Origin of the sequence: Celerinatantimonas sediminis, assembly GCF_046054195.1 — a bacterium.
Lineage (GTDB): Bacteria > Pseudomonadota > Gammaproteobacteria > Enterobacterales > Celerinatantimonadaceae > Celerinatantimonas.
Genome location: NZ_JBEQCS010000016.1, coordinates 66,569 through 77,707 on the forward strand (window position 1 = coordinate 66,569; position 11,139 = coordinate 77,707).

Below are 11,139 nucleotides of genomic sequence, written 5' to 3' on the forward strand. Positions count from 1 at the left end.
ATACGCGAAGCGTTCAAATTGGCAGTAAAAATTTGTTGAATATCACAATTTGTATTGTCTATTAACTGATTGGTCAGTATCTTGTTATTAAGTAAAGTTAATTTGGTTTATTGCATAGGTAACCATATGACAAGTTACGGTGTATTTTTATTGATTGCTGCGTTGACTGTACTAAGTCCTGGGCCTGGCGTGTTGTTGACGTTGAGCAATTCACTGCGGGATGGCATAGCCGGCGCGCTATCGGGAATTGCAGGTATTGTGCTTGGAACTTTGGTTGTCGCTTTTGTGTCGGCGAGTAGTTTAGGGCTGTTACTTGCAACATCTGCGCTGGCTTTTAGCATTATGAAGTGGGTTGGCGCGGCTTATCTTATTTATTTAGGTGTTAAAAAATGGCGTATGGGTGCTAAAAGTTTTGTGTTTTCTAGGCCCAAAGAAGAGGGCAAACGTGGTCATTTTTTAGAGGGGTTTCTCATTCAAGTGACCAATCCTAAAGCGGTGTTCTTTTTTATGGCAATTTTCCCGCAATTTGTAAATTATTCTAAGGGTTTTGCCATCCAGTTTTCTGTTCTGGTGCTAAGCTATAGCGCGCTCGTGCTATTCATCCATTTTGGATATGCTCATTTGGCTCGCTTTGCCAAACGCTCGCTTAATTCAGCGCAAGGCCAGAAATATATCAATCGAGTCAGTGGTGCCATCTTTATTAGTTTTGGTATTGGTTTGGCTAATGCTAATCGATAGGGACAGTTGAGCTCTTTTAAAGGTTTGAGAAACAATCAACCACAAACTATGAATAGTTCTTAGGATGTGATGCAGACTTTAAATTAAACATTTCATCCTCATTATTTTTGTTAAAGTAACGATAACATAGTTAGTGAAATGTTGTCGTAACGTGCACTATCAAGTAAACGTTATATAATTTAACTAATGCAATTAGATATGGTGACAAGTATGAGGTCATATCATTCATCTTTTACATCACCTGAAGAGCTCAGTGAATTTGAGCTTGATGCAAAAAACCATGCGTTGATTGCCTATATTTTGATGATTTTAGGCTGTTTCACCGGAGTGTTATGGTTTATCGGCGCCATCTGGGCGATGGTTAAAATTAACGATGCCAGAGGCAGCCTGTTTGAAGACCACTATGAAAATATTATTACTGTTTTCTGGTGGGGATTAGGTTGGTCGATTATTGGGTTTGCATTATCAATTATTTTAATCGGCTATTTTATTCTCGCTTTATTATGGTTGTGGGCAGCTTGGCGCATATTTAGAGGTCTAATGCGCCTGACGGTAAACCGCCCATATTATGGTTTATTTGACCCAAGAGCATTTGGTTAATCATGCTCTTGGGGTAATTGGGGCGGGCGATAATTAGCTAGTTCTTCAATTGGCATTGGTTTAGCGTAAAACCAGCCTTGTGCATATTCAGCTTGGTGGGCACGCAAAAACTCCGCCTGCTCCCATTTCTCAACGCCTTCAGCAATAACATTTTTATCAAGGCTATGTGCCAGTGCTATGGTGGCGCGAGTGATGGCGGCGTCTCTTTCGAGCTCTGTTACGCCGCCGATAAATGAACGGTCAATTTTAAGATATGCAGCAGGCAAAAGCTGCAGATAGCGTAAGGACGCATGGCCTGTACCGAAATCATCAATTGCAAAGCGGATACCCGATTGTTGCAGAATTTTCATTTGATTGATGGCTGTTTTAAGGTCGTTAATGACCGAGTGCTCTGTCACTTCAAGCTTTAAACTTTGTGCTGGGAGTTTGTTCTGTTTTAAAACATTGAGCACATCATCTGTAAATTTAGGATCAAGCAAATCCGCACTACTAATATTGACCGACATATAAACCGACTCAGGCAATTGGTCGTAGACGCTGGCAAAGTCAGCACAGGTTTTGCGAATAATCCAGCGAGTAAGTGATTTTATCAGGCCGCTGTTTTCTGCGACCGGAATAAATTCCATCGGAGAAATATATTCGTTTTCCTTCCACGGCCAGCGAATGAGCGCTTCAAAGCCACTCATCTGCCCATCACTTAAACGGACAATCGGTTGATAGAGCATCTCAAACTGGTGATCTTCAATGGCTTTGGCTAGTTTATTTTCTATTTCAAAGCTGCGTGCTAGATGGTTTTCTTGAGATGGTTCAAAACTTTCCACACTGATCCCTTTGGAGATATCGGGAGCGGCATGCATGGCGGTGCTTACCTGATTGATCAGTTCATCAGGGATATTTACTTCAGGCGTGATTTTTGCCACACCAACAGAGGCACAAATCGTTAATGAGGGTTCGTTTTCGATCAGTGGATGTTCTAGCAGTGTTCTAAGACGAATCAGCAAAGTTGAGTCATCCTGATCTTCACCCAATTGATATAAAATGGCGAAGCGGTCATCTCTAAGGCGCGAAATAAATGCGTTTTCAGGGCTAACTTCGCCCAAAATCTGACTAAAAATCTGTAAAATTGCATCCCCTCGAGCATGACCATAGATTCGATTTACGATTCGAAAGCGCTGAATATTTAGCATCAATAACTGATAATTTTGCTCGCTATGTTTATCGCAAATGGTGGTGAGCTTTTGGATAAATAGTTGTTGGCCCGGCAGCCCTGTGAGCGGATCATAAAGTGTTTTTTGCAGCAGATCGCGATGAGCTTCAATAAGCTGTTGGTCGCGCCAGATATCTGAGCCAATGATGTCTGCTAGCATGGTCAGTTCGTGAATTTGCGTCTGGCTAAATGTTCGCGGGCTTTGATCAAATACGCAAAGAGTGCCTAAAGCATAACTAGAATGTGCTTTGACCTGACATCCCAAGTAAGCGCGAATATGCGGGTCTTTTTTAACCAATGGATTATTTTCAAAACGTGCGTCTTGATGAGTATCTTCGATCACCAAAATCCCAGAAGGCTCATTTAAGGTATGTGAACAAATCGACCATTCCCGTGGGATAGGAGGGATAGTGATACCAACTTGAGCCTTGACCCATTGCCTGTCTTTGTCGATGAGTGAAAACATCGCAGCTTGCGATTGGGTAATATGCCGGGCGAGCTCCACAAGACGATTAAAGCGCTCTTCTGGCTGCAGATCGAGTAAGCTCAGTTGTGTGAGGGTATTAAGTCGAGCCGTTTCATCTAACCGCATCGGAACATCAGGTGAGTTTGATTTTAATTGACCCATTAAGTAACCCTATCTGTTTATGCGAAGAAATCTTTATTTGAGCATAGTTAATATTTGTCGATATGGCGTAATTGTTGACAACAATGTGGGCGGAGGTTGAACTTTTGCTTAAGCTCAGGCATATTTGAATAATCATTCAAATATGGAGTAGTTATGATTCCATTTTCGCTTTTAGATCTCGCCCCAATTGGCGAATCTCAAAGTACATCTCAGGCGATAGTCAATAGCCGGATTTTGGCAAAAGCAGCAGAAAAGGCTGGTTACAAGCGTTATTGGTTAGCCGAGCATCATGGCATGCGAGCAATTGCCAGTTCAGCAACGGCTGTGATGCTTGCGCAAGCAGGGATGGCCACCGAATCAATTCGTATCGGTTCTGGCGGCATTATGTTGCCCAATCATGCGCCTTTAATGGTGGCTGAACAATTTGGCACGTTAGCCGAAATGTTCCCAAATCGTGTGGATTTAGGGCTAGGGCGGGCCCCGGGTACCGATCCGAAAACATCCCAAGCGTTGCGCCGGCCGACGATGGACGTTGTAGAAGGTTACCCGGCAGATGTGGAGCTTTTAATGAGTTACCTGTCTGATAGTCCGGGCGATGTCTTAGCGATTCCTGGCAGTGGTACTAAAGTTCCGCTGTGGTTGTTAGGGTCAAGCTTATATAGCGCGCAGTTATCGGCGGCATTTGGTTTGCCTTATGCGTACGCCTCGCATTTTGCCCCTGACTTCTTAACCCAAGCGTTGAGTATGTATCGCAATAAATTTAAGCCGTCCCACCAGATGGGCCAACCTTATGCGATGGCTGGCGTTGCCGTGGTGATTGGCGAAACCAATGAGCAGGCGCAATATCTATTTAGCTCAGCGAAACAACAATTTTTAAATTTGCGTCGCGGACTTAATGAAGCGTTTCCAAAACCAGATGCGAATCTAGAAGAGCATGCAAGCGAAACGGAGCTAATGATGGTGGATAGAACACTTCGTTATTCATTGGTTGGTGATAAGGCTTCGGTTGCTCATCAACTCTCGCAATTTATTCGCTTAACGCAAGTGGATGAAATAATGATTACAATCCCAGTCTATGACATGGAAAAACGCTTGGATGTGTTAAATCAGTTCGCTGCGATTGCAGCTGATTTAGATTTAGACTAAATCGTTAAGTTGTAGGCTTAAGTTTGCCATTAAAAAGCCAGTCTTAACGGACTGGCTTTGTGTGATTAACTCAAAATTTTTATCATTAAATTGGTTTTACCAGCGTTAGCAGCAAAGTGGCAATGAGCGCGAAGACACCGCAGACGATAAATGTTGCGCCATAACTAAAATATTGGGCAATACTTCCTGCTAAAGCGCCCGCGAAAACTGAACCGGTATAAATACTGTTGGTAAACAATGTGGTCGCTTGACCTGCTCGCCCTGGCATTAAATCCTGAAAATAGATCATCCCCAATCCACCGAGAATACCGATAAATGCGGCGTTACCAAGTTGTAAGGCAAGTAAGGCATGAGGGGAGTTCAACAAATTAAAACCGATGTAAAAAACAACCCCCGCACATCCAGCGACCAGCAGCATGCTTTTCATTTTCCAATATTTAGTTAGATATCCGGCAATGAGCATGACAGGAATTTCCAACGCGGCTGATGTTCCCATCATCCAGCCGGCGAGCTCTTGGGGTAGATGAAGCTGTTTGCTGACATAAAGCGGCATTGAAATAATATAGATACTGTTGCAGGCCCACATAAGAGTCGAGCAGATAAACAGTTTAATCACATCACTGCGATGTCGCATCGCGCCAATTTGTTGTGGGCTTTGCTGATCGGTTTTGGTATGTGGCAGATCCGGCAGTTTTAATAAAGTAATAAAAAAGCCGATGACATAAATCCCCATACCAAATAAAAATAGCGTCCGAAATCCATAAGCTGTCACAATGCCAAAAGCCACCGCAGGGCCCACAACCCAAGCTAATGAGAGCTGCGCTCGCATAATCGAGGTGAACATAATTGAGCTCTGGCCTGATTGGTCTTTATAATCACGTGCTAGCGCAAATGCTTGAGGCATGGCGGATGCGCCCATCCCAAGTAAAAAGATCCCCAGCGAAATAAGAACCCAGTAGCTTCGACACCAATCAAAGAGTAAACAGTTTAAGGCGCCCATTACCAAACACATTAAAATAATCTGTTTTCGGTGACCTTTTTTATCTGAATAACGAGCCACAATTTGGGTAAAGAAAATCCCACCAATGGCATTCACGGTATAAAAAGCCCCAACAGCCAATGGCTCAACGTGAACTTTAGTGGTTAAGAATAAACTTAAGATTGGAATAAATAGCGCACCGCCAAGCCCGGTAAAGAATGCCAGAGTCATAAACGACAACAGCACACCTGTCTGCGCCTGATGTCGCTGGCGCCAGTATGAAGTTAACATAAAACCTCAGATGTATATCGACCTAATTATGGATGCTGGTAGATGTGATTTATGGCTTGGCGATAGTGTATAGCTTGCCGAAAATTACCAGCGATAGATTTATTGACTGAGCAGTATGAATGCCCATGACAAAGGAGTTATTTTACCTCATTTTTTCAGGATATGTAGTACAATCGAAGCGATAATCATGGGTATTTCGGTAAAAGGTTAGGGATGATAACTTTCAAGCAAACAGCGGCATTAAATTGGCTAAAAAAGTTATTAACTGCTGGTCAGTTTTCTAAATTAGGACTTATTTTAATTGTCAGTTTATCTCTAAGCAGCTGCGCGCTTTATCGTGTGTTAAGCTCGGCAACGATAACTGACAGCAAAGTGTCCCAGATTGAGCGAGGCTACACCAGCGAAGATGAAATCGTATCGATGTTTGGCCAACCTTATATGAAAACATCCATGGGAAATAGCTGGCAGCGTTGGACTTATCGAGCGGATGGCGAAAAACCTTATTCTTGGGTGAATGTTAGAATGCCCGCCAAAACACTGGTTATCTTATTTCATGAAGGTGTTGTGCGTGATTATCGCTACAGCACTCATTAAGGGTTTTTGGCCTCTAGCCTTCAAATTTGTTCAATTACTCAAACAGGGGAACTGGTTCACCGATAATGTATTTCTTGCGGAGTATTTCTGAGATTTTATCAAGAATAATCACCAGAACCACTAATACTAATGTCACAAACATCACGACGTCCCAATTCCACAGTCGCATGTTTTCGGCATAAACCAAACCTACACCACCTGCTCCCACAAAACCGAGTACAGCAGCCGATCGAGTATTGGATTCAATTTGGTACAACGTTAATGCCAGAAACTGTGGGAAGGACTGCGTAAAAATACCAAAGCGATGTTTTTGCAGACTATTTGCCCCAACGGCGCTTAACCCGCGGCTTGGACGCTTATCAACACTATCATGGCTTTCAGCATATAGTTTGCCGAGCAAACCTGTATCTTGAATAAATATTGCAAGCACCCCAGCCAGTGGCCCCATACCAACTGCGCGAATAAAAATCAGCCCCCAAATCGCCATATCGATGCCGCGCATGACATCAAAAATGCGGCGCATAGCCATGGCAATAGGTTTAAGCAAAGAGCTGTGCATCACCTGCCGTGAAGCTATAAAAGACAAGGGCAGAGCTAACAGCGTTGCTGAGATGGTGCCAGCAAAGACAATTGCTAAGGTAATTGCTATTTGTTTGAAGTAATAACTAAAAGGCCATTGGCTGACATTGTGCCAAATAAACATTCGCGCAAAATATTGCGCTAGTTTATCAAATCCCTCAAATAGGCGGGGGAGCGTGAGGCCATTATAAGCAAAAAATAACACGTAATAGGCAACCAGGATGATGGCGACTAAGGCTAAACAAATACTATAGCGGCGACGGCTGGCATAGATAGCTTTGTATTGCGCTTGATGAGAAGCTTGGTTATCTTCGCTGGAAAATAAAAACGCCTCTGATTTAGCATTGATGCCGTTATACATGCTGTCCTCCTTGAAGAATGTATGTGCGAATTTTTCCAGATAAGAAATCTAAAATGGAAACCACTAGAATAATTTGCAGCAAAACCATCGATACTTGATCAAAATGATCTAACTTAATTGATGTCATTAACTCCTGACCAATACCACCAGCACCCACTAGTCCGAGAATCGTTGATTGGCGAAAGTTGATCTCAAGGCGCATAAACGTGTAGGAATAAAAGGTCGGAGCGACTTGCGGCCATAGTCCATAGCGCATCCGCTCGATTCGCGTTGCGCCTAAAGCACGTAAACCGCGAACAGGTTTATCTGAGGCAACCTCGACACTTTCATAAAATAGTTTGGTTTGTGCACCAAAGGTATGTAAGGCTAGGGCAAAAAATCCCGGAATAGGGCCGATGCCAAATGCCATCACAAACATCACCGCCCAAGCAAGCTCTGGCATGGTTCGACAAAACGCGGCGACAGTTCGCAAAATATAGCGACATCCACGGTGGGTATTGGTGTTATTCGCCGATGGGAATGCCGCAATAGCGGCCAAGATACTTGAAAACAAAGTCGCTGCGATGGCAACGGCAATGGTCTGGCCTAACAGTGGGATTTGAATGTGCAGTCGATAACCCCAGTAGGCAAGCGAGCCTTTGGTATGGCCATCAGCAAAGAGATTTTGCCAATGCAAAATGGGCAAAATCTCTGCGATGTAATCAAAAAAATGGGGAATCCCATGCCATATAACCAGCCAGTCAAATTCTGCTATATGCCCAGAATATAAATACACCAGCAATATTGCCCCCGACCAGAGCAAACCTTCTCGTTTTTGCTGTTGGCGAATATGCTGGTAGTACTGATTAAATGACTGTGCCATATCAAATCCTAGCGATCGCCGTTCATTAATTCGCGTTTAAGATCAATGATTGTCGCGTAGTCATCGACCGTTGCCGGGCTAATATGTTGATGGCCGCCAACGGCTTTCATCCAACAATCATGATGGTTTTTATCTAGCTCATTAATGGCTTTTACAAGATTTGCTTTAAAATCACTTGGAAGATCGTGGCGAACTAAAATTGGGCCGTTCGGAATAAGCTGTGAGTGCCAAATGATACGGATATTTTTCATCAAATTTGGATGATCCATTCGCATTAACCGGCCAAATGCACCAGCTGTATATCCCTTGTTGTAATCGCCAACCATCGAGGTCCAGGTGACCGCGCCATCAAACTGTTTATTAAGAACACCTAAGATGTCTTGCTCATGGCCACCAGAGAATGTTGTAGAAGCGAAGAAATGATCGTAGTTATCATCTTTACTGCCGCCGAACTGCTTACGAAAGTCATGATTTGGGATTAAGAACCCTGAGGTAGAGTCTGGGTCGGCAAAGCCAAAAGCGTGACCTTTGAGATCTGCAATTGTTTTATATGGGCTGTCTTCGCGCACCACGACAACTGAATGATAGCCTTTTGATTGGTCTTTATCATCGGTGAGGATGCCAATCACATCAACAGCATTAGGGTTGCGGATCTGCACAGATGCAAACGATGAAGGTGACATACTCAACACCATATCGATTTTGCCAGCGACTAATCCTTGAATCACACCCGAGTAGTCGGATGAATTACGAAGTTTGGTATCAACGTTTAAAGTTTTATCAAAATACTGCTTCACACAAACGTTATCACCAATCTGCTGAGTTGCATTTTGCCCGCCTAAAATCCCAAGGTTTAGTTCTCTTGTCGCGGCATGTGCGCTAAAGTTATACGAGCCAACCAGCGCTGTTAGTAATAGTGACGCAAGCTTTAGTTTCATTTTCCTATCCTTTTGGTAAAAACTGTTCTTGTGTATTAGGCCGCTTGAGCTTCTGCGGCATAGATGTGTTGTTGAACTTCTTCGGTTAATTCGTCCGGGTGACCATCAAAGATAATTTCCCCTTGCGCAATGCCAATTACTCTTGAGCAATACTGCTTAACGAGCTCCACCGAGTGTAAATTGACCATCACGCCAATATTGCGCTCGCTAATGGCAACCAGTGCCTGCATAACGCGATGCGTATTTTTAGGATCTAGTGATGCAACCGGTTCATCTGCGAGTAATAAGCGAGGGTTTTGCATTAAGGCTCTGGCAATGGCAACGCGTTGAGATTGGCCACCAGAGAGGTTTTCAGCGCGTTGCAGGGCATGGTGAATCAGCCCCGTCCACTCTAAAAGTTCTATCGCTTTTTCAACGTCTGACTTTGGAAATAACTTGAACATAGAGCGCAATAGACCTGTTTGACTTAATCGGCCCAAGAGCACATTGGTAATCACATCAAGACGCGGAACTAAGCAAAAGTCTTGAAAGATCATGCCGCAAGTCGAACGCCATTGACGCAGTGCTTTACCTTGCAGATGTTCGACATGTTGGGGGTGAGCGCTTTGCGGAAAACCAATAATTTCGCCTGCGGTGGTGTCAATCGTACCGTTTAACATATGTAATAGCGTTGATTTGCCAGCGCCAGAGCGGCCAATAATGGCAACGAGTTCACCTGCATATAGATCAAGATTAATTGATCGGATCACATGGTGACGTTGTTGGTAGGCTTTTTGTAAATTGCGAACACAAAGAAGATGCTCACAGTCTTTAGAGCGAGAGGTTTGGGTTTGCATAGCGTTTAGATAAATGTCCCTATTTAGTAAATTATCTAAACAACTATTTATGACAGTGAAATGAATCGATAGTGACGGTTTTGTAACAGCCGCCGGATTAATTAGATTAAGGGCCTAATTACAACTTGTCGCCTTCAAGCAGAAGGTCTTTATCGGTCACTGATAATACACTGCTTTGTTGATACCAATCACCAAGGACAATGCGCTGGCGTTCATCATTAAATGGGTAATGAATCGCAGGGCGATGTGTATGACCATGAATCATCCATTGCAAGTTGTGTTGCTCAAAACGGCGCGTCACTTCTTGCTCAGTTACATCCATAATCGAATCGCTTTTAGTTTGGTTCTGCATCTTGCTATGGCTGCGCATATTGCTGGCGATTTTTACCCGCGCAAATTTTGGTAAACACAGAAATAACCATTGGATGATGGGGTTATGCACTTTGCGGCGAAATTTCTGATAGGCTTCATCAAGCGTACACATAATGTCGCCGTGCAGGAGCATGGTTTTTCGCCCATAGAGGTCAATAATGGTTTCATCGGCGAGCAACTGAACGCCGCAGGCACGTAAATAACGTTTACCGACTAAAAAATCGCGATTGCCACAGATGAAATAACAGGGCACACCTGAGTCTGTCAGTTTTTTAAGTTCACTGGCAACCGTTTGGCTGGTGTGAGTTATGACATCATCGCCGACCCAAACTTCAAATAGATCTCCCAGAATATACAGCGCATCGGCGTCAATAGCCTCAGAGCGCATAAAACGCACAAACGCCCCGAGAATATCAGGGCGTTCGTCGCTTAAATGCAGGTCGGCAATAAAATAACTGACCATTAAGACTTATTCGCTAACGGTGACTGATTCGATGGTCACTTCTTCAAGAGGTACATCTTGATGAACATAACCAAAGTTACCTGTAGGAACGCCTTTAATTTTTTCAACTACATCCATGCCTTGTGAGACTTTACCAAAAACGCAGTAACCCCAACCTTGTGGTGTTTCTGATTTAAAGTTCAAAAAGTCATTGTTGGCAACATTGATGAAAAATTGTGATGAAGCAGAATGTGGTTCCATTGTGCGAGCCATGGCAATTGTTCCAATTTCATTCGATAAGCCGTTATTGGCTTCGTTTTTAATCGGTGAATTGGTGTCTTTTTCTTGCATGCCACTGGCAAAGCCACCGCCCTGGATCATAAATCCATCAATCACGCGGTGAAATAAGGTTCCATTGTAATGGCCTGATTTAGCGTAGCTTATGAAATTTGCTACGGTTTCTGGAGCTTTGTCAGCGAATAGCTCTAATGTAATATCGCCATGATTTGTATGTAACGTAACCATTGGGTGTATCCTTGAATTAAAAATCGCTAAATTCTAGCGAT

12 protein-coding genes are annotated in these 11,139 nt (G+C 43.5%); 4 read left to right on the forward strand and 8 right to left on the reverse strand.

What is annotated here, in order from left to right; all coding sequences use genetic code 11:
• Nucleotides 1–126 precede the first annotated feature (126 nt).
• Both ABTQ23_RS16330 and ABTQ23_RS16335 read left to right on the forward strand, forming a co-directional pair.
• Nucleotides 127–738: a LysE family translocator gene (locus tag ABTQ23_RS16330; RefSeq protein WP_408616813.1), complete on the forward strand. Its 612-nt coding sequence runs from the start codon at nt 127–129 to the stop codon at nt 736–738.
• Nucleotides 739–948: 210 nt separating this feature from the next.
• Nucleotides 949–1,338 (forward strand): DUF4870 family protein, encoded by a 390-nt coding sequence (locus ABTQ23_RS16335; protein ID WP_408616814.1) that lies wholly within the window; start codon nt 949–951, stop codon nt 1,336–1,338.
• On the opposite strand, the gene ABTQ23_RS16340 is transcribed toward ABTQ23_RS16335, so the two are convergent.
• Nucleotides 1,335–3,173, reverse strand: coding sequence for a putative bifunctional diguanylate cyclase/phosphodiesterase (locus tag ABTQ23_RS16340; RefSeq protein WP_408616815.1), 1,839 nt, complete (start codon nt 3,171–3,173; stop codon nt 1,335–1,337). The two genes, ABTQ23_RS16335 and ABTQ23_RS16340, sit on opposite strands and share 4 nt — an antisense overlap.
• 153 nt (nt 3,174–3,326) lie before the next feature.
• Here ABTQ23_RS16340 and ABTQ23_RS16345 point away from each other — a divergent pair, with 153 nt between their 5' ends.
• Nucleotides 3,327–4,319, forward strand: a complete 993-nt coding sequence (locus ABTQ23_RS16345; protein WP_408616816.1) for an LLM class flavin-dependent oxidoreductase — start codon at nt 3,327–3,329, stop codon at nt 4,317–4,319.
• 85 nt (nt 4,320–4,404) lie between these two features.
• On the opposite strand, the gene ABTQ23_RS16350 is transcribed toward ABTQ23_RS16345, so the two are convergent.
• Nucleotides 4,405–5,589, reverse strand: a complete 1,185-nt coding sequence (locus ABTQ23_RS16350; protein WP_408616817.1) for a sugar efflux transporter — start codon at nt 5,587–5,589, stop codon at nt 4,405–4,407.
• Between the two features lie 213 nt (nt 5,590–5,802).
• On the opposite strand from ABTQ23_RS16350, the gene ABTQ23_RS16355 reads away from it, so the two are divergent.
• Nucleotides 5,803–6,183 (forward strand): hypothetical protein, encoded by a 381-nt coding sequence (locus ABTQ23_RS16355; RefSeq protein WP_408616818.1) that lies wholly within the window; start codon nt 5,803–5,805, stop codon nt 6,181–6,183.
• A 34-nt stretch (nt 6,184–6,217) separates the two neighbouring features.
• Here the strand turns inward: ABTQ23_RS16355 and phnE (ABTQ23_RS16360) are convergent, their stop codons facing one another.
• The 6 genes from phnE (ABTQ23_RS16360) to ABTQ23_RS16385 all read right to left on the reverse strand — a co-directional run bounded on the left by phnE (ABTQ23_RS16360) (nt 6,218) and on the right by ABTQ23_RS16385 (nt 11,098).
• The gene (gene phnE, locus ABTQ23_RS16360; protein ID WP_408616819.1) at nt 6,218–7,123 is read right to left on the reverse strand and encodes a phosphonate ABC transporter, permease protein PhnE; all 906 of its coding nucleotides are present in this window, start codon (nt 7,121–7,123) and stop codon (nt 6,218–6,220) included.
• Entirely contained in the window at nt 7,116–7,985 is an 870-nt protein-coding gene (gene phnE / locus ABTQ23_RS16365; protein WP_408616820.1) for a phosphonate ABC transporter, permease protein PhnE, read from the reverse strand. The genes phnE (ABTQ23_RS16360) and phnE (ABTQ23_RS16365) overlap by 8 nt, the downstream gene beginning before the upstream one ends.
• Before the next feature lie 8 nt (nt 7,986–7,993).
• Nucleotides 7,994–8,923, reverse strand: coding sequence for a phosphonate ABC transporter substrate-binding protein (phnD, locus tag ABTQ23_RS16370; protein ID WP_408616821.1), 930 nt, complete (start codon nt 8,921–8,923; stop codon nt 7,994–7,996).
• Nucleotides 8,924–8,958: 35 nt separating this feature from the next.
• Complete coding sequence (gene phnC / locus ABTQ23_RS16375; RefSeq protein WP_408616850.1) at nt 8,959–9,810, reverse strand: phosphonate ABC transporter ATP-binding protein; 852 nt, start codon at nt 9,808–9,810, stop codon at nt 8,959–8,961.
• Nucleotides 9,811–9,877: 67 nt separating this feature from the next.
• Nucleotides 9,878–10,594: a UDP-2,3-diacylglucosamine diphosphatase gene (gene lpxH, locus ABTQ23_RS16380; RefSeq protein WP_408616822.1), complete on the reverse strand. Its 717-nt coding sequence runs from the start codon at nt 10,592–10,594 to the stop codon at nt 9,878–9,880.
• Nucleotides 10,595–10,600: 6 nt separating this feature from the next.
• Nucleotides 10,601–11,098 (reverse strand): peptidylprolyl isomerase, encoded by a 498-nt coding sequence (locus tag ABTQ23_RS16385; RefSeq protein ID WP_408616823.1) that lies wholly within the window; start codon nt 11,096–11,098, stop codon nt 10,601–10,603.
• Nucleotides 11,099–11,139: the final 41 nt, after the last annotated feature.

What these genes read in the sequence shown, in the direction of transcription:
- ABTQ23_RS16330 (WP_408616813.1), top strand. Translation starts at nt 127, where the DNA reads ATGACAAGTTACGGTGTATTTTTATTGATTGCTGCGTTGACTGTACTA.
- ABTQ23_RS16335 (WP_408616814.1), top strand. Translation starts at nt 949, where the DNA reads ATGAGGTCATATCATTCATCTTTTACATCACCTGAAGAGCTCAGTGAA.
- ABTQ23_RS16340 (WP_408616815.1), bottom strand. Translation starts at nt 3,173, where the DNA reads ATGGGTCAATTAAAATCAAACTCACCTGATGTTCCGATGCGGTTAGAT.
- ABTQ23_RS16345 (WP_408616816.1), top strand. Translation starts at nt 3,327, where the DNA reads ATGATTCCATTTTCGCTTTTAGATCTCGCCCCAATTGGCGAATCTCAA.
- ABTQ23_RS16350 (WP_408616817.1), bottom strand. Translation starts at nt 5,589, where the DNA reads ATGTTAACTTCATACTGGCGCCAGCGACATCAGGCGCAGACAGGTGTG.
- ABTQ23_RS16355 (WP_408616818.1), top strand. Translation starts at nt 5,803, where the DNA reads ATGATAACTTTCAAGCAAACAGCGGCATTAAATTGGCTAAAAAAGTTA.
- phnE (WP_408616819.1), bottom strand. Translation starts at nt 7,123, where the DNA reads ATGTATAACGGCATCAATGCTAAATCAGAGGCGTTTTTATTTTCCAGC.
- phnE (WP_408616820.1), bottom strand. Translation starts at nt 7,985, where the DNA reads ATGGCACAGTCATTTAATCAGTACTACCAGCATATTCGCCAACAGCAA.
- phnD (WP_408616821.1), bottom strand. Translation starts at nt 8,923, where the DNA reads ATGAAACTAAAGCTTGCGTCACTATTACTAACAGCGCTGGTTGGCTCG.
- lpxH (WP_408616822.1), bottom strand. Translation starts at nt 10,594, where the DNA reads ATGGTCAGTTATTTTATTGCCGACCTGCATTTAAGCGACGAACGCCCT.
- ABTQ23_RS16385 (WP_408616823.1), bottom strand. Translation starts at nt 11,098, where the DNA reads ATGGTTACGTTACATACAAATCATGGCGATATTACATTAGAGCTATTC.